Source organism: Thermomonas alba (assembly GCF_022419205.1).
Taxonomy (GTDB): domain Bacteria; phylum Pseudomonadota; class Gammaproteobacteria; order Xanthomonadales; family Xanthomonadaceae; genus Thermomonas; species Thermomonas alba.
The window spans coordinates 1-16,607 of the sequence record NZ_JAJOZU010000006.1; the positions used below are offsets into that span (position 1 = coordinate 1).

Consider the following 16,607-nt stretch of genomic DNA (forward strand, 5'->3'; position numbering starts at 1 on the left):
TCCCATCCCGAACTCGGAAGTGAAACGCAGCCGCGCCGATGGTAGTGTGGTCCCATCCATGCAAGAGTAGGTCATCGCCAGGGCCTTATCCCCAAACCCCTCCCCAACAGGAGGGGTTTTTCTTTGCCGAAAGCACCAGTAAAGTGAACGATCGACCGACGCCGCTTTTGAGAGCGGCTCAGTGCGGAAGCTGCATCGTGACGCACAGCCCGCCGCCGTCGCGGTTGAGCAGGGCGATGCGGCCGCCGTGCGCTTCGATGATCTCACGCGCAAGTGCCAGGCCAAGCCCGGTGCCATTGCGTTTGGTGGAATAAAACGGCAGCAGCGCGTTGGCCATTACCGCAGGATTCATGCCGCTGCCGCGATCCAGGACTTCGATTCGCCAGCTTTCGGGCGTCCTGCGTATCGATAGCCGGACTTCCTCAGGAGGAGAGCCGGATTCATGTGCGTTCTTGAGCAGGTTGATCAAGGTTTGTTCGAGCTGGGCAGCGTCAAAATGCGCGATGCCGTCAGTCGGAATGATTTCGGCGGTGAACGCGATCTGCGCGCGCAGTTGCTGTACGAAATGTGTCCATTCCACTGCTGTCCGCCGCGGCGCGGGTAGTTTGGCGAAGCGCGCGTAGTCGCGGATGAAGCCTTCTAAATGCCGGGCACGATCTTCAATGGTCGCCAGGGCGGTCGGAAGACGCTCGTGCTGGCCGCGGCGCAGCAGCTCCGCGCTGGAATGGGCGAGCGATGCGATTGGCGCCAGCGAATTGTTGAGCTCGTGGCTGATTACCCGGATGACTTTCTTCCAGGTCTGCACTTCCTGACGGCGCAGCTCGGCGGTGAGCTGGCGCAGCAGAATCAACTCATGCACGCGCCCATTGAGTCGGAAGCTGCGGCGCGAGAGGTGGTAGATGTCCTCCTCGTCGTCGCTGCTGAGGCTGAACATGCCGTCGCCGCCGCGCGCAAACGCTTCTTGCATGGCCGCCGGGGTCTTGGCCAGCACCTCCTGGAATGCGCGCCCTTCCAGCCGCCGTCCCTCGCCCAGCATCCGGCGTGCAGCGAGATTGCCCAGCACTATCCGCCGCGCAGGATCGAGCAGGATCATCGCCACGGGAGTGTTCTGCACCATGGTGTCCAGCAGCAGTTCGCGCTGGACCAGATTCTGGCGCTGCTCGCGCAGGGCCTGACCCAGGGCATTGTGCGCTTGCACCAGTTCGCCGAGCGCGCCGCCCCCGCGCCAGGCGATGCCGAAGCTGAAGTCGCCATCGCGATAGCTGATGACGGTGCCGGCCAGGGCCCGGAACAGCCGCCGAACAGGCGCCAGCACCCAGTGCAGCAGCAAGCCGATAAGCGGTAGCGTCAGCAGCCACGCCAGCAGCGCAGCGCGAAGGCCGCCCATGTCAGGCGTGAGCCAGGCGGCCACGATGGCCGCGAGCCCAGCGCCCAGCGCAGTGGCTAAAAGCATGCGCAGAAACAACGGTGGGCGCGATGGATTGAAGCGCATGTCAGGGCCGCGTGATGCCGAGCCGATCGAGTCGCCGGTACAGCGCCTGGCGTGACATCCCCAGCTCGGCGGCGGCCTGCGCCAACACTCCGCCGCAACGGGCCAGCGCGGCTTCGATGGTCGCGCGGTCGGGCTCCTCGCCGATGGCGTGCGTGGGTGTCGGTGCGCTGGCCGGCAGTGCCAGGTCGGCCGCGCCGATGGTGTCGCCGCGCGCCAGCAGTGCGGCACGCTGCATCACGTTGCGCAGCTCGCGCACGTTGCCCGGCCACGGATGGCGCTGCAGGGCGCGCATGGCGTCCTCGCCCAGCTGCTTGCCGGGCGGCAGGAAGTGCCGTGCCAGCGGTAGGATGTCGCGCGGACGCGCCACCAGCGGCGGGACGCGCAGTTCGATCCCGTTGAGTCGGTAATACAGATCCTCACGGAACTTGCCCTCGGCGATCAGCGTGGGCAGGTCGGCGTTGGTCGCGCTGACGATGCGAACTTTCACGCTGCGCTCGCGGTTGCTGCCCAGACGCTCGAAGCGCCCAGTCTCAAGCACTCGCAGCAGTTTCACCTGCCCGGCTAGCGGCAGGGTACCGATCTCGTCCAGAAACAGGGTGCCGCCGTCGGCGGCTTCGAACTTGCCCTCGCGCGGCTTGTTCGCCCCGGTATAGGCGCCGGCATCGGCGCCGAATAGCTCGGCTTCGATCAGGTCCGCCGGCAGCGCGCCGCAGTTGAGCGCCACGAATGGCCCGTTCTTTACGCTGCTGTTGAAGTGCACCAGCTCGGCATAGCGTTCCTTGCCTGCCCCGTTGGGGCCAGTGATCAGGACCGGGATGTCGGCGCGTGCGATCTGGCAGGCCAAGGTGATCACGGCCTCGCTCGCTGGATCGGCATACACGATGCCGCGCAGGTCATACTCACGGGCCAGGGCGCTGCGACGCTGGCGTTCGCCGCGACTGGCCGCCGCCAGTTGCCGGCGGCTCTCGCCCAGCTCCAGCAGGTTGTTGACCGTCGCGAGCAGTTTCTGATCATCCCACGGCTTGGCCAGGTAATCGGCGGCGCCGGCCTTGATCAGTTCCACCGCTGCCTCGAGATGAGTCCAGGCGGTCAGCAGGATCACCGGGAGATCGGGGTGGCGGGCGCGGATCTGGCGGAACAGCGCCACTCCTTCGTCGCCGGAGGTGGTGTCCGCGACGAAGTTCATGTCCTGGATCACCAGGTCCACCGGCTCCCGCTCCAGCAGTGCCAGGCCGGCCTCGGGCGAGGCCGCGCCGAGCGTGCGGATGTCGTGCAGCGAGAACAGCACGTCCAGCGCGGTAGCGACCGAAGGATTGTCATCGATGACCAGGACGGTAGGCATGTCGGCGATTGTAGGCGCAGGCTCAGGCCGAACGGGTGGCGATCGCCGGGGAGATGGCCATCGCGCGCCAGGCCGGCCCAAGCACCGCCAGCTGGCCCAGCAGCCACAGCATCAGTGCGCCGATGGGCAGATACTGCCAGGGCAGGCGCGGCAGCGCGTACTTGCTCATCAGCAGCTGGTTGATAGCGAAGGCCAGCAGCATGCCGAGCACGATGCCGATCGATGCCAGTAGGAAGTTCTCGGTCTGGAAGTAGCGCAGGATCTGGCCGCGGGTGGCGCCCAGCGCGCGCCGGATGCCGATCTGTTTGGTGCGCTGCTGCACCCAGAAGCTGGCCAGGCCGACGATGCCGAGCGCGGTCACCAGCAGCAGCAAAGCGCTGACCACCAGCAGAAGGCCGATCATGTCGCGGTCGGCGGCGAAATACTCGCTGCGCTGCTGCGCGTAGGACTTCACCGGCTTGATCAGGCGGTTCGGATCGACTTTCTCCAGCGTGCGCTCGATCGCCTTGGCGACCTCCTCGCGGCGTGCGGGATCGGCCACCCGCACCAGATAGAAGCCCCCGTTGGCGAAGTTCATGCGCGCCGGCAACAGGATCGAGCTGTCGCGGTTGCCATCCATCTGGGTCGGGCGGGTCAGGGTTTCGACCACGCCGACCACGGTCAGCGGGATGTTGGCCATGTACGCGACCTTGCCCAGGGCATTTCCATCCGGGAACAGCTTCCGCGCCGCTTGCGCGGAGAGAATCACCGGCGATGCCAGCGCCTTGGGGTCGTCGGATCGATTGAGTTCGGTGACGGTTCTGAATTCATCGGCACGAAAGTCGCGTCCAGCGATGAGCTTCAGGCCCATGGCCTCGAGGATGCCTTCCCCCACCATGTACTGCGCCGCGGTAAGCGTGGGCGTTGGCTGATTGGGACGTACGCCCAGCGCGGTGTTCCAGGAACCGTTGCGGAACGGTACCTGGTTGACGATCACCGCGGCGGTGACGCCGGGGATGGCGCGAAGCGCGGCCAGATCCTCCTGGGTGCGCACATCGGCATCGGTCTGGGCGCCGATGCCGTTGACCTGGGCCATCAGCAGCCGGTCCTCGTCGAGGCCGCTGGGCATGCGCATGGTCTCCAGGCGCTGCGTCACCAGGAACAGGGCGTTGCACAGGATTGCGCAGGTCAGCGCGATCTCCAGCACGATCAGCGCAGCGGCGATCTTATGGCGGGCCAGGGTGGACAGGATGGGACGGATTTCCATCGGGATTCTCCGGGGATGCGTGGGCAGCGCGGCGCTGCGGATCATTGCGACTTGAGCTGCAGTGCCGGCGGCACGCGCATCGCGCGCCACGCGGGCAGCAACCCGGCGAGCAGGCTGGCGGCGATCGCCAGCGCGAAGGTGAGCAGCAGCATTGGCAGGTCCAGGTGCGCCAGCGAGGCGTAATCGGTCGGGCGCTGGCGCACGGCCCACAAGCCGAGCAGGGCCAAGCCGAGCCCGGCCACGCCGCCGACCAGGCCGACCACGCCGGATTCGACCATGCACTGCTTGAAGATCTCCAGGCGCGAGGCGCCGAGCGCGCGACGCACCCCGATCTCGCCGCTGCGGCGCAGGAACTTGGCCAGCAGCAGACCGACGGTGTTGAGCAGGCACACTAGCAGGAAGCCGAACGCCAGCCACAGCTGCAACCGCACGTCGCCCGGCACCACCTGGCGGAACTCCAGCCACTCCATCACGTTGCGCAGGCGGGTATTGGCCGGGCGCTCGAAACGGCCGGCGCGGCGCTGCTGCTCCGAATACTGATCGAGGTAGGCCTTGTAGGCGGGCGCATCCGCGGCGGAGTCCAGCTCCACCCAGTACTGCAGCCAGGCGCAGGGAGCGTTTTCGGCGGTAGGGTCGCCAACCACGTTGCGCCCGAAGCAGTTCATGTTCCCATTGCGGTCGAGCTTGAACTCCAGCGCAGTGGAGATCGGCAGGAAGACTTCCTCCGCGCGTGCGTAGCTGCCAGTCGTCAGATCGTAGAAGTGCGGATTGGGTTGCCAGTGATTGGCCACGCCGATGATGCGCAGATCATGCCCGTCCACGCGTACATCGCGACCGACGACATCGGTGCGTCCGAACAGCTTTTCGGCCAGTTCGCGGGTGATGACCGCGACGCGCGCGTGCGCCTGGTCATCCGCCTTGCTCCAACCGCGCCCATGCAGGAATGGCACCTCGAACATCGGGAAGAAATCAGCCGAGGTGTAGCGCATGCCGATCAGGAACGGCTTGAGCTTGGTGCCCGCCGGCTCCAGCACGCCGCCGCCGCCGGTCATCATAGCCTGCCGCGGCGCCTTGGCCTGGCGCAGCAGTTCCTGCGCGTCGTAACGGGTGAGCTGATCCTGCGGTTCGCTGCCGGGTTGATAGCCGTCGATCGGCTCCGGATCCAGCTGCACGTAGAACAGGCGGTCGCTCTTGCCAGGGATGGGGTCGCCGGAGAGCACGTGGAACACGGTCAGGGTGGTCATGCTGGCGCCGATCCCGAGCGCGATCGCCAGCACCATCAGCGCGGTCAGCACCTTGTTGCGCTTGAAGCTGCGCAGGGCCAGCTGGAAGTAATACCCGAACATGGCGGCCTCCTCAGGCACCCGTGGCGGAAACGGACGGCACCGGGCGCGGGCGCAGCAGCACGGCCTCGCGTTCCAGGTCGGTGGCCTGGCCGTCGACGATGTGGACATTGCGCTGCGCGCGCGCGGCCAGCTCCGGATCGTGGGTGACCATCACGATGGTGGTGCCCTGCGAGTTGATCTCTTCCAGCAGTTCCATCACGCTGCGCGCCATCTGCGAATCCAGGTTGCCGGTCGGTTCGTCCGCCAGCAGCAGGCGTGGGCTGCCGGCCAGGGCGCGTGCGATCGCCGCGCGCTGCTGCTGGCCGCCGGAGAGTTCGGCCGGATAGTGCTTCATGCGCGAGCCCAGGCCCACCATGCCCAGCGCGTCCTCGATCCGCAGCTTGCGCTCGGACGCGGGCATCCCGCGGTAGCGCAGCGGCACGTCGCAGTTGTCGAACAGATTGAGATCGGGAATCAGGTTGAAGCCCTGGAAGATGAAGCCGATCTTTTCGTTGCGCAGGCGTGAGCGCGCGCTGTCGTCCAGCCCCTTCACGTTCACGCCGTCCAAGAGGTACTCGCCGCTGGTGAACTCCTCCAGCAGGCCGGCAATGTTGAGAAAGGTGGTCTTGCCCGAGCCGGAGGGCCCGGTGACGGCCACGAACTCGCCTTCGGCGACGTGCAGGTCGAGCGAGCGCAGCGCGTGCGTTTCCACGAGTTCGGTGCGGTAGACCTTGGCAATCTGATGCATGCTCAGCATGGGAGGAGTCCTTGTGTGGGCGAGGCGCGCCATCGTGATGGCGTGGCGGGTCGTCAATGGATGCGAAACGCGGGCGTAAGGGCTGGTCGCGGCAGATATCCAACCGCGGGGCGTGGCCGCGCGCGCGCATCATTGCAGGCGTTGCGGGTGTCGGCTGCCGCGTCGAACAGCGGCAGTTGGCTCAGACGCTGGGGCACGGCATCGGCCAGCTCTTGGGCCGTCCAGTGGAAGTGCAAAGGCAGTACTGGGGAAGCGTTCATGGCTTAGTCTCCGGAGATGCGGACGCGGTCCGCGTTGTTGAACTGGTCGGTGCCTGCGACCACGATGCGGTCGCCTGCTTTCAGGCCCGACAGGATTTCCACGCTGGCGAGGCTGGCGGCGCCGGTGCGGATTGGGCGGCGCACGGCGCTGTCGCCATCGACCACGTAGGCGAAGTGGCCGCCGTCCTGCTCCAGGAACGGGCCGCGCTCCACCATCAGCACGTCGTGGCGGGTGCCCATCACGATTCGCACCGACAGCCGCTGGTTCTGGCGCAGGTTCGGCGGTTGCTGACCGTCGGCAAAGCGCACGCGCGCGGTGACCTCGCCGTTTACGACTTCCGGGGAGACCGCAGCGATCTCGCCGGCGTATCGGCCGGTGTCGGTTGCAATCTGCGCCGGCATGCCCAGGCCCAGGTCGCGGGCGAAGCTTTCCGGCACTTTGATCTCCACTTCGAAGCGGCTCAGATCGACCACGCTCAGCACCGGGCCATGCGCGGCGACCTGGGTGCCTTGCGGCACCTGCACCTGGCCGACCTGGCCATCGAACGGCGCGCGCAGGGTCAGCGCCTCCACCTGACGGCGCGCTTCTTCCACCACCGCGCGCTGGCGCTGCGCCTGCAGCTGCTTGTTGCGTGCATCCAGGGCGGCACCTGCGCTTTGCAGCTGGAAGTCGCGCTGCGCCGCGGTCAGCCCGATCTCGGCTTTCTTCAGGCCGTCCTGCGCGCGCGCCAGATCGTTCTGGGCAACGGCGCCTCCGGCATAGGCACGCTGGTAGCGCTCGAGGTCGCGCTGGGCGGCGGTCCGTTCGATCATGGCCTGATCCAGCGCACGCTGCGCGTTGGCGCGTGCGATTCGTGCGTCCAGCACGGCGCGGCTGGCTTCTGCTTCGAGGCCGGCCAGAGTGGATTCTTCCTGCACCAGCTTGCTGTGCAGCTCGGGGCTGTCGATCACCGCCAGCGGTTGGCCTTTGGCGACCTTGTCGCCGGCGACCACCTTCAGGGTCACGGTTCCAGCGGCGATGGCGTACAGGGTGGGGCTGTTGGCGGCGATCACCCGTCCCTCGGCGCTGAGGTCGCGCACCAGATCACCGCGGGTGACGGTGGCGATGCGCAGGCGCGAGGCGTCGTAGGAATGGGCGCCGCCCAGCCAGCCCTTGGCCACCCATCCGGCCAGCAGCAGCACGCCGAGGCCGCCCGCTACCCAGCCCACTCGGCGGGGCAGGCGGCGGCTGTGGGACTCGAGGGGCATGCGATCCTGGCCGGAGGTGTCGCGGATGCGGCTGCGCGGTTGCAGGCGGGGCGGGCTGTTGGGCGTGTCCATGCACGAGGTATGGCAAGCCGCGTGCCAATCGCAACATGTTGATTTTCTTGCGCTCTTTGCGTGTCCGCGGTGTCCGTCCGGGCGGACACCGCGTCCGCCCGGACGGACGCAAGGGGCTGCCGCTACACTTCCAGCTTTGTCAAGGAATGGAGTTGCCGGGCATGTGTGGAATCGTCGGAGCTATCGCCAGCCGTGACGTGGTGCCGGTCCTCGTGGAAGGACTGAAGCGACTGGAGTACCGCGGCTATGACTCGGCTGGGCTTGCGGTGGTCACGGCAGAGGCGGTGCGCCGCGTGCGCCGCACCGGGCGTGTCTCCGAGATGGAGGCGGCTGCCACCGCCGAAGGGCTCTCCGCGCCGCTCGGCATCGGCCACACCCGCTGGGCCACCCACGGCGGCGTCACCGAATCCAACGCGCATCCGCACATCAGCGGCGGCGAGCTGGCGCTGGTGCACAACGGCATCATCGAGAATCACGAAGCCCAGCGTGAGCGTCTGCGTGCGCTCGGTTACACCTTCGAATCGCAGACCGATACCGAAGTGGTGGCGCATCTGATTCACCATTACCGCGCGCAGGGGTTGAGCCTGCTGCAAGCCTTGCAGCGTGCGGTCAAGGAGCTGCACGGCGCCTACGCGCTGGCGGTGGTGGACAAGCGTGAGCCCGACACCCTTGTCGCCGCGCGCATGGGCTGCCCGCTGCTGATCGGCCTGGGCGAGGGCGAGAACTTCGTGGCCTCGGACGTGTCTGCGATCGTCTCGGCGACGCGCCGGGTGATTTATCTGGAGGAAGGCGACACCGCCCTGCTCACCCGCACCCAGGTGCAGGTGTTCGATGCGCACGATATGCCGGTGACGCGCGAGGTGCACGTCTCCGACGTGTCGCTGGCGTCGCTGGAACTCGGCCCCTACCGCCACTTCATGCAGAAGGAAATCCACGAGCAGCCGCGCGCGCTCAGCGACACGGCCGAAGGCATCCTCGATGCCGGCGGTTTCGACCCGGCGCTGTTCGGCAAGGACGCGGCCGCGGTGCTGGCCGACGTGGAGTCGGTGCAGATCCTCGCCTGCGGCACCAGCTACTACGCTGGCCTGACCGCGCGTTACTGGATCGAGGACATCGCCGGCATCCCATGCGCGGTCGATATCGCCAGCGAGTACCGCTATCGCAAAGTAGTGAGCAACCCCAGGCAGCTGATCGTCACCATCTCGCAGTCCGGCGAAACGTTGGACACGATGGAGGCGCTCAAATACGCCAAGGCCCAGGGTCACGACCGGACGCTGTCCATTTGCAACGTGCCCGAGAGCGCGATCCCGCGCGCCAGCCGGCTGGTGTTCTACACCCGCGCCGGCGCCGAGATCGGGGTGGCTTCGACCAAGGCCTTCACCACCCAGCTGGTGGCGCTGTTCGCGCTGGCGGTGGCGCTGGGCCGCCAGCGCGGCCAGGTGGACGCCGCGCGCGAGGCCGCGCTGCTGGATGAGTTGCGGCACCTGCCGGGCAGCGTGCAGCACGCGCTCAATCTGGAACCGCAGATCGCGTCGTGGGCGGCGGCGTTCGCCCCGCGCCAGCACGCGCTGTTCCTCGGCCGCGGCACGCACTACCCGATCGCGCTGGAAGGCGCGCTCAAGCTCAAGGAAATCTCGTACATCCACGCCGAGGGCTACCCGGCCGGCGAGCTCAAGCACGGCCCGCTGGCGCTGGTGGACACCCAGATGCCGGTGGTGGTGATCGCGCCCAACGATGCGCTGCTGGAGAAGGTGAAGTCCAACATCCAGGAAGTGCGCGCGCGCGGCGGCGAGATGTTCGTGTTCGCCGACGCCGACAGCCGCTTCAGTGACTCCGAGGGCGTCCACGTGATCCGCACCCCGCGCCACGTCGGCGTCCTGTCGCCGATCGTGCATGCCATCCCGGTGCAGCTGCTGGCCTACCACGCCGCGCTGGCGCGCGGCACCGACGTGGACAAACCGCGTAACTTGGCCAAGTCTGTGACGGTGGAGTGAGGGGAATGACCTTTGCGTTTAGGATGATCGCCGCAGCGCGCCATTGATGGCATACGCTCCGCGTCCCGATCATCCCTGTCACCACCACGCCGAGGAGGACTGCTGATGCCGACGCTTGCCCCGCGCCACTGGGTCGGGAGCCTGCTGCTGGTCCTGGGCCTGGCGCTGCTGGGCTGGCAGGCTGCCACTGGGCTCCAGTGGCTGGTGCCGCAGGGGGAATTCCTGGCCCTGCATTCGCTGCTGGAGATCCTGACCGTGGTGGTGGCGGTGCTGGTCTTCGTCACCGGCGCCACGGCGGCCGATACCGACCGTTCGGGGCGCGCGCTGGAGCTGGGCGGCGTGTTCCTGGCGGTGGGTGCGCTGGACCTGCTGCATCTGTTGACCTATGCCGGCATGCCGGAGCTGGCCGGCCCGAACTCGGCGCAGAAGACCATCCTGCTGTGGCTGCTGGCGCGCTATCTGGCGGCGCTGGGGCTGCTGGCCTACGTGCTGTTCGCGGAGCGCCCGGCGCCGGCCTCGCGCGTGCGCCGCGGCGCCTGGTTTGGCGCGATGCTGGCGCTGGCCCTGGCGCTGGCCTGGCTGCCGCTGACCGCGCCGCAGCGGCTGGCGACGATGTATGTGGACGGCGTTGGCCTGACCCCGCTCAAAATCTGGCTGGAGTGGGGCGCCTGCGGGCTGTACCTGCTGGCGGCGCTGGTGCTGGTGCTGCGCCGGCAAAAGGTCACCGGCTGCGATACCGCCAGCCTGCTGCTGGCGCTGCTGCTGATGGCGGTCAGCGAGCTGTATTTCACCCTGTACGAGCGCATCACCAGCACGCCCAACCTGCTTGGGCATCTGTTCAAGCTGGCGGCCTACTACTACCTGTACCGCGCGGTATATGTGGAGGCCGTGCGCCGGCCGTTCCGGCAGATGCAGCACATGCTGACGCACGATGCGCTGACCGGCTTGCCCAACCGCAGCGCCGCCCTCGCCAGCCTCGAGCGGGCGCTGGGCGAGAACGGCGGGCGGCGGCCGGGCGCGCTGTTGCTGCTGGACCTGGACCATTTCCAGAACGTCAACGACACCCTCGGCCACGCCCAGGGCGACCGCCTGCTGGTGGCGCTCGCTGCGCGCCTGCGCGAGGTGCTGCCCGCTTCGGCGCAGCTGGCGCGCTTCAGCGGCGATCAGTTCCTGATCTACCTGCCAGATACCACGCTGGCGTCGGGGCGGCAGTGCGCCGAAACCTTGCTGGTCGGGCTGGCGCGTGAGTTCGAGCTTGGCGAAGACCGGATCGGCATCGGCGCCAGCATCGGGCTGGCCGGGCATGCCCTGTCGCCGCTGTCGGCGGGCGCGCTGGTCAACCATGCCAATCTTGCTTTGCGCCAGGCCAAGCAGGCCGGGCGCAATTGCGTGGTGGCCTATGACGCGGCCCTGGAGCAGGCGTTCCGGCGCGAGGCGCAGCTGGAGGCAGGACTCGGCCATGCGCTGGCGCGCGGCGAGCTGGCCGTGCACTACCAGCCGAAATGGGAGATCGAAAGCGGCCGCCTGGTCGGTTGGGAAGCATTGCTGCGCTGGCATAGCGCGGAGCTGGGCCCGGTGCGCCCGGACGAGTTCATTCCGGTGGCCGAGCGCACCGGGTTGATCCTGCCGATCGGCAACTGGGTGCTACGCGAAGCCTGCCGCCAGCTGCGGCAGTGGCGCGACGAAGGGCTGCCGGCGGGCACCATGGCGGTGAATCTGTCGGCACGCCAGTTCCGCCAGCGCGACATCGCCGAGGAAGTCAGCCGCGCGCTGCGCGAAACCGGGCTGCAGCCGCAGGATCTGGAGCTGGAGATCACCGAGTCGATGCTGATGGATGATCTGGGCGCGGCCACGGTGGCGCTGACCGACCTGCAGCGGCTGGGCGTGCGCATCGCCATCGACGACTTCGGCACCGGCTATTCCTCGCTGGCCTACCTGAAATCGCTGCCGCTGTACTGCCTGAAGATCGACCGCTCGTTCGTGTCCGACATCACCCATGACGCCAATGACGCCACCATCGTGCGGACCGTGATCGCGCTGGCGCACAGCCTGGGAATGGTGGTGGTGGGCGAGGGCGTGGAAACCCAGGATCAGTTCGCCTTCCTGCGCGCCGCGCGCTGCGACCAGGCGCAGGGCTATCTGTTCTTCAAGCCGCTGGCGCCGCCGGAATGCCTGGACCTGCTGCGTGCGTGCAAGCGGCTGCTCGAAGGAGAGAGCGGGTCCGCCGCGCAGTGATGGGGTCTTGCGCTCGGCGGGCGCCGCGCGTGAAGGCGTGGACGCGCGCCTGGCGCGAGCGCCAAGCGCTGCGCCGGCAGCCGCGGCGGACTGCCGGCGCAGGAGGAGCATCGCAGGCTCAGTCGCCCTGCCAGCGCAGGCTCAGGGTGTATTCGCGCCCCGGCTGCGGGTAGTACGCGCTGGTCTGGTAGCGCTTGTCCAGCGCATTGGTGACGTTCGCCTGCAGCGTCCAGCCGTGCGCGAGGCGGCGGGTGATGCGCGCGTCCAGGGTGGCGTAGCCGCCCACGCGCAGGGTGTTGGCCACGTCGTCCCAACGCGCGGCCTGCGCGATCCCGCTCAGGCCGAAGCCCCACGCGCCGGCCTCGCGATCCAGGTCGAGCCGCACGCTGCGCGGCGCGCGCCGCGGCAGCGGCTTGCCGTGGTTGCCACCAGGGCTTTCGTTGCGGGTCTGCAGCCAGCCCAGCTGGCCGCGCGCCGACCATGCGCCCCACTGTGCGTCGGCGGTCAGCTCCAGCCCGCGGATGCGCGCGGAATCGAGGTTGGCGGGTTTGCCAAGCGTGGCGTCGTAGGCGATCAGGTCGCGGACGCGGGTCTGGTAGGCATTGGCCTGCAGATGCCAGTTCGCGCCGCTGCGCGCCAGCGACAGCTCGCTGCTGCGCGCGGTTTCCGGGCGCAGCAGGGGGTTGCTGAAGCCGGGGTAGTACAGCTCGTTGAAGGTGGGCGCCTTGAACGCGGTGCCGTGGCTGGCGGTGACGCGCCAGCCGCCGCCGAGGTCGCGGCCCCAGGCGAGGTTGCCGGTGGTGTGGCCGCCGAACTGGTCGTTGTCGTCGCGGCGCAAGGCAAGCTGCAGGTTCTGCATCCCCGCCGCCACCGCCGATTCGCCCTGGTACTGCACGAACAGCCCGCGGTTGCCGCGGGTGCGCGCGAACGGCGCCCACGGGTCGGTGACGTTGGCGGCATCGCGCAGCCAGTCCAGGCCCGCGCTCAGCCGCTGGCCCTGGGCCAGGGTGAGATCACCCTGCAGGCTGGCGCTGTCGCGGTGGGTGGCGAAGCGGTTGCTGAAGGCCTGGCCGAGGTAGTTGCGGGAGTCGTCGGTGTTGCGGCCGGCGCTGAGCTTGAGCTGCAGCGCGTCCACTGGCGTCCAGCGCACGCTGCCGCCGACCACCTGCTGGACGATGTCGGAGTTGTCCACGTAGCTGCCGTCGTAATCGTTGTGGCCGCTGGCGCGGAAGGCGTGCGCATCCAGCTGCCAGCCGTCGGCGGGCGTGAAATCGGCGCGCACGCTGGCGCTGCGGTTGCGGTAGCCGTCGCGGTCCAGCTGGGTGCCGGGCACGATGAAGCAGCCGGCACCGTTCCAGGTCAGCGGATCGAAATACCCGGTGCAGGCATTGATGCCGTCGGTGCGCTGGTGCGCCACGTCCACGCCGATGCCGCCGCGCGCGCCGCGCAGGTCCAGCCCGGCGCTGGCTTCGCGCAGGCCGTGGCTGCCGGCCGCGATGCGCGCGCGCGCGTGGGTGCCGCGCGCGGTGTCGCGGCGGGTGAAGATCTGGATCACCCCGCCGATCGCATCCGCGCCGTACAGCGACGAGCGCGGCCCGCGCACGATCTCGATGCGTTCGATCAGCGCCAGCGGGATGTCCTGGAGCGAGGCCAGGCCGGAGGTCGGCGAGCCGATCCGCACGCCATCCACCAGAAACAGAGTGTGGTCAGATTCGGTGCCGCGCAGGAACAGGGTGCTCAGCTTGCCCAGCCCGCCCTGGTTGACGATGTCGATGCCGGCGCGCCCGCGCAGCAGTTCCGGCAGCGAGTGCGCGCCGCTGGCATCGATCTGCGCGCGGTCGATCACCTCCACCGCGGCCAGCGCGGCATCCGCCGTGGTCGGGGTACGGGTAGCGGTGACGATCACGTGGTCGAGGGTCTTGGCGTCGTCGGCGCGCGCGGTCGCCGGCAGGGCGGCGGCGAGGGCCAGCGGCAGCGCGGCGGGCAGCCAGCGGCCGGCACGAGGTTTGCGGGTTTGGGGCAAGAAGAAAGATCGGGATTGCATGGATGGTCGTCTCCGGCGCGCACGCCCGCGCGCCCTGGGATGGTGGGCGATGGCCATGCGGGGGATCGACGGACACGGCGGGCAGCAACGCGCGCGCAGGCCGCGCGACGCCCTCCGCATCGCCACCAGACAGACTCGAGGCCGGTCTCCGGGCTTGCGCGCGGAACATCGCGCGGATGTTCCCCGCCAGCGCCTTCCCATGCGGATGCACAGTGGCCGCTGCTGGCGTCGTCACGCTTACCGTTGCGGGGGCAGCGCCGGAATGGCGGCGCTCGCGCGCCTCGTCACCGGCTTCCCGTTTCAACCCGCCGGCCGGGCCGACAGGTCACCTCGAGCGCGGCTAGTGTAGCGTGGCGGGTCAGTCGCCGTCGCGGTGGCCCGGATGCCCGCCGCGATCGTCGTCGAACAGGGCCAGCGCCGGCGGCATGTCCGCTGATTCGTCGTGATGGGTGGTGGTGACCGGGGCGGCGGCCGGGCGCCCGCGCGGCGGTGGCAGCTGCGCGATCGCGGCTTCGGCGGCCTGCACCAGTTCCGCGCGACGCGCTTCCGGTACGTCCTGCCAGTGGCAGTCGGCGAGCGCGCCTTCCAGCGCATAAAGCAGGTTCAGGCTGGGCTTGAAGCCTGCGCGACGGACTTTCATGTAGGCGCCGACGACGCCGATCGTCGCCAGGTCCTCGCGCGTGCGTACGCCCACCTGGCGCAGCCAGGCCGCGGATTTTGGTCCGATGTTGCGCAGCTTCAGGGTCACTCCAGGGATTCCAGATAGGCTGCGGCGATCGCCTCCAGCCCGCGCTGGTCGTCGCCGTCGAAGCGCGCCGGCAGCGGGCTGTCGAGATCGAACACGCCGATCAGGGCCTCGCCCCGGTACAGCGGCACCACCAGTTCCGAACGGCTGGCCGAATCGCAGGCGATGTGGCCGGGGAAGGCGTGCACGTCGTCCACCCGCTGGGTCTGGCGGGTGCGCGCGGCGGCGCCGCAGACGCCTTTGTCCAGCGGAATGCGCACGCAGGCGGGCAGGCCCTGGAACGGGCCGACCACCAGCTCGCTGCCGTCGAAGAAATAGAAACCCACCCAGTTCAGGTCGGGCAGCGCGTGGTACACCAGCGCCGACAGGTTGGCGGCATTGGCGATGCGGTCGCGCTCGTCATGCAGCAGGGCACGCACCTGCTCCAGCAGCTGCGCGTAGCGTTCCGGCTTGCTGCCGGTGAGAGGCGGAAAGGAGAAGCTCATGCGCGCAGTGTAGCAATCGCGAGCCGCCGGGCTACCATGCGCCCCTGTTGGCCCATGGGAGGCACGATGGTTTCCTTCTATGTCACCGGCACCGATACTGGCATCGGCAAGACCTTTTCCAGCTGCGCGCTGGTGCACGCGCTGCGCCGCCAAGGCCTGCGTGCCGCGGGGATGAAGCCGGTCGCCAGCGGCTGCGAGCGCATCGACGGCGCCTGGCGCAACGCCGACGCGCTGGCCTTGCAGTGCGCGGGCGAGCCCGGGATCGACTACGCCGACATCAACCCGTTCGCGCTGGAGCACCCGCTGGCCCCGGAGCTGGCCGCGCGCGATGCCGGCGTCGAGGTGACGCTGGCGCCGATTTTGACGGCTTATGCGCGGCTGACGGCGCAGGTGGATGCGCTGGTGGTGGAGGGCGTCGGCGGCTGGGCCGCGCCGCTGTCGGCCAGCCTGATGCAGGCGGACCTGGTGCGCGCGCTGCGCCTGCCGGTGGTGCTGGTGGTCGGGCTGCGCCTGGGCTGCATCAACCACGCGCTGCTGAGCGCGCGTGCGATCGCCGCCGATGGCCTGCACCTGGCCGGCTGGATCGGCTCGCACGTGGACCCGGCGATGGAGCGGGTGGAGGACAACCTGGCGATCCTGCGCGCGCGCCTGCCGGCACCGTGCTGGGGCGTGCTGCCGCATGCGCCGGGTGGCGATCCGCAGACGCTGGCCGCGCACCTGCGCGTGCCGATGCGGGCCGCTCATTGATCTGGCATGGTTGAAGCTCGTTCGTCCTGAGCTTGGGGAGGGGAGGCAGTCTTCGACCGGCTCAGCTGGCACGGAAGTTGAGGCTTCTTCATGCCGACGCAATAGGCCGTGTGCTGCTCTCCTCACCGCAGGTCGATCCCCGCGTGCGCGGGGGAGACCGCAGACAAAATAAAGCGAGGGGTTGATCGGAAGCGCAGAATGCATGGCTGCGCATCTGGCATGCCGTCCGTTGGTCAATCTCCGGCGGTGAGTTTTTCCTCGGGTTCCGCCATCCCGATCCAATCTTCGGGCGTCAGCAGCGGCAGCCCGAAGGCGGCGCGGGCCTTGTCGCACTGCGGGCTGGGGCGGCCGAACTCCCATGACGCCTCCACCTCGCGGCAGACCGACGGGCGTTGCGGGTGAATGGTGCAGCGCGAGTATTTGCCGATGTCGGCATCCAGCGCCACGCAGCGGATCGGCGGGGCGTAGGTGCCGCGCATGCACAGGCGGTGGGCATCGAGCCGCTCGGTCAGTGCATCCGGGACTCCCCCTGGGGTGACGGCGTCCGATTCCATCCAGTGGAAGGCGACGCGGTACTGCGTGCAGCAGGCGCCGCAGGTCAGACAGGGGTGCATG

At 68.8% G+C, this 16,607-nt stretch carries 14 protein-coding genes, 1 rRNA gene and 1 riboswitch; of the genes, 4 read left to right on the forward strand and 11 right to left on the reverse strand.

Annotation, left to right across the window (positions count from 1 at the left end; translation table 11 throughout):
• Positions 1-83, forward strand: a 5S ribosomal RNA gene (gene rrf / locus ML342_RS12050); the annotation flags it as partial.
• A gap of 95 nt (positions 84-178) precedes the next feature.
• Here rrf and ML342_RS10000 read toward each other — a convergent pair.
• The 7 genes from ML342_RS10000 to ML342_RS10030 are packed head-to-tail and all read right to left on the reverse strand — an operon-like array spanning position 179 to position 7,742.
• The gene (locus ML342_RS10000) at positions 179-1,492 is read right to left on the reverse strand and encodes a sensor histidine kinase (RefSeq protein WP_439655193.1); all 1,314 of its coding nucleotides are present in this window, start codon (positions 1,490-1,492) and stop codon (positions 179-181) included.
• Position 1,493: 1 nt separating this feature from the next.
• Positions 1,494-2,834, reverse strand: coding sequence for a sigma-54-dependent transcriptional regulator (locus ML342_RS10005; RefSeq protein WP_240126910.1), 1,341 nt, complete (start codon positions 2,832-2,834; stop codon positions 1,494-1,496).
• Between the two features lie 22 nt (positions 2,835-2,856).
• The gene (locus ML342_RS10010) at positions 2,857-4,080 is read right to left on the reverse strand and encodes an ABC transporter permease (protein ID WP_240126911.1); all 1,224 of its coding nucleotides are present in this window, start codon (positions 4,078-4,080) and stop codon (positions 2,857-2,859) included.
• Between the two features lie 41 nt (positions 4,081-4,121).
• Entirely contained in the window at positions 4,122-5,426 is a 1,305-nt protein-coding gene (locus tag ML342_RS10015) for an ABC transporter permease (protein ID WP_240126912.1), read from the reverse strand.
• A 10-nt stretch (positions 5,427-5,436) separates the two neighbouring features.
• Entirely contained in the window at positions 5,437-6,162 is a 726-nt protein-coding gene (locus tag ML342_RS10020; protein WP_240126913.1) for an ABC transporter ATP-binding protein, read from the reverse strand.
• 53 nt (positions 6,163-6,215) lie between these two features.
• Positions 6,216-6,422, reverse strand: coding sequence for a hypothetical protein (locus tag ML342_RS10025; protein WP_240126914.1), 207 nt, complete (start codon positions 6,420-6,422; stop codon positions 6,216-6,218).
• 3 nt (positions 6,423-6,425) lie between these two features.
• Positions 6,426-7,742, reverse strand: coding sequence for an efflux RND transporter periplasmic adaptor subunit (locus tag ML342_RS10030; RefSeq protein WP_240126915.1), 1,317 nt, complete (start codon positions 7,740-7,742; stop codon positions 6,426-6,428).
• A gap of 161 nt (positions 7,743-7,903) precedes the next feature.
• Between ML342_RS10030 and glmS the strand changes: the two genes are divergently transcribed.
• Together glmS and ML342_RS10040 are read left to right on the forward strand one after the other, a co-directional pair.
• Positions 7,904-9,736, forward strand: a complete 1,833-nt coding sequence (glmS, locus tag ML342_RS10035; protein WP_240126916.1) for a glutamine--fructose-6-phosphate transaminase (isomerizing) — start codon at positions 7,904-7,906, stop codon at positions 9,734-9,736.
• Positions 9,737-9,841: 105 nt separating this feature from the next.
• Positions 9,842-11,971, forward strand: coding sequence for a putative bifunctional diguanylate cyclase/phosphodiesterase (locus ML342_RS10040; RefSeq protein ID WP_240126917.1), 2,130 nt, complete (start codon positions 9,842-9,844; stop codon positions 11,969-11,971).
• Between the two features lie 118 nt (positions 11,972-12,089).
• Here the strand turns inward: ML342_RS10040 and ML342_RS10045 are convergent, their stop codons facing one another.
• The 3 genes from ML342_RS10045 to ML342_RS10055 all read right to left on the reverse strand — a co-directional run bounded on the left by ML342_RS10045 (position 12,090) and on the right by ML342_RS10055 (position 15,245).
• Complete coding sequence (locus ML342_RS10045) at positions 12,090-14,015, reverse strand: TonB-dependent receptor domain-containing protein (RefSeq protein ID WP_240126918.1); 1,926 nt, start codon at positions 14,013-14,015, stop codon at positions 12,090-12,092.
• Positions 14,016-14,137: 122 nt separating this feature from the next.
• Positions 14,138-14,363, reverse strand: a riboswitch (cobalamin riboswitch).
• A 10-nt stretch (positions 14,364-14,373) separates the two neighbouring features.
• Complete coding sequence (locus tag ML342_RS10050; protein WP_240126919.1) at positions 14,374-14,763, reverse strand: TfoX/Sxy family protein; 390 nt, start codon at positions 14,761-14,763, stop codon at positions 14,374-14,376.
• Positions 14,760-15,245, reverse strand: coding sequence for a free L-methionine (R)-S-oxide reductase MsrC (locus ML342_RS10055; protein ID WP_240126920.1), 486 nt, complete (start codon positions 15,243-15,245; stop codon positions 14,760-14,762). The genes ML342_RS10050 and ML342_RS10055 overlap by 4 nt, the downstream gene beginning before the upstream one ends.
• A gap of 66 nt (positions 15,246-15,311) precedes the next feature.
• Between ML342_RS10055 and bioD the strand changes: the two genes are divergently transcribed.
• Positions 15,312-15,992, forward strand: a complete 681-nt coding sequence (gene bioD, locus ML342_RS10060) for a dethiobiotin synthase (protein WP_240126921.1) — start codon at positions 15,312-15,314, stop codon at positions 15,990-15,992.
• A 233-nt stretch (positions 15,993-16,225) separates the two neighbouring features.
• Here bioD and ML342_RS10065 read toward each other — a convergent pair whose 3' ends face one another.
• Positions 16,226-16,606 (reverse strand): YkgJ family cysteine cluster protein, encoded by a 381-nt coding sequence (locus tag ML342_RS10065; protein ID WP_240126922.1) that lies wholly within the window; start codon positions 16,604-16,606, stop codon positions 16,226-16,228.
• Position 16,607: the final 1 nt, after the last annotated feature.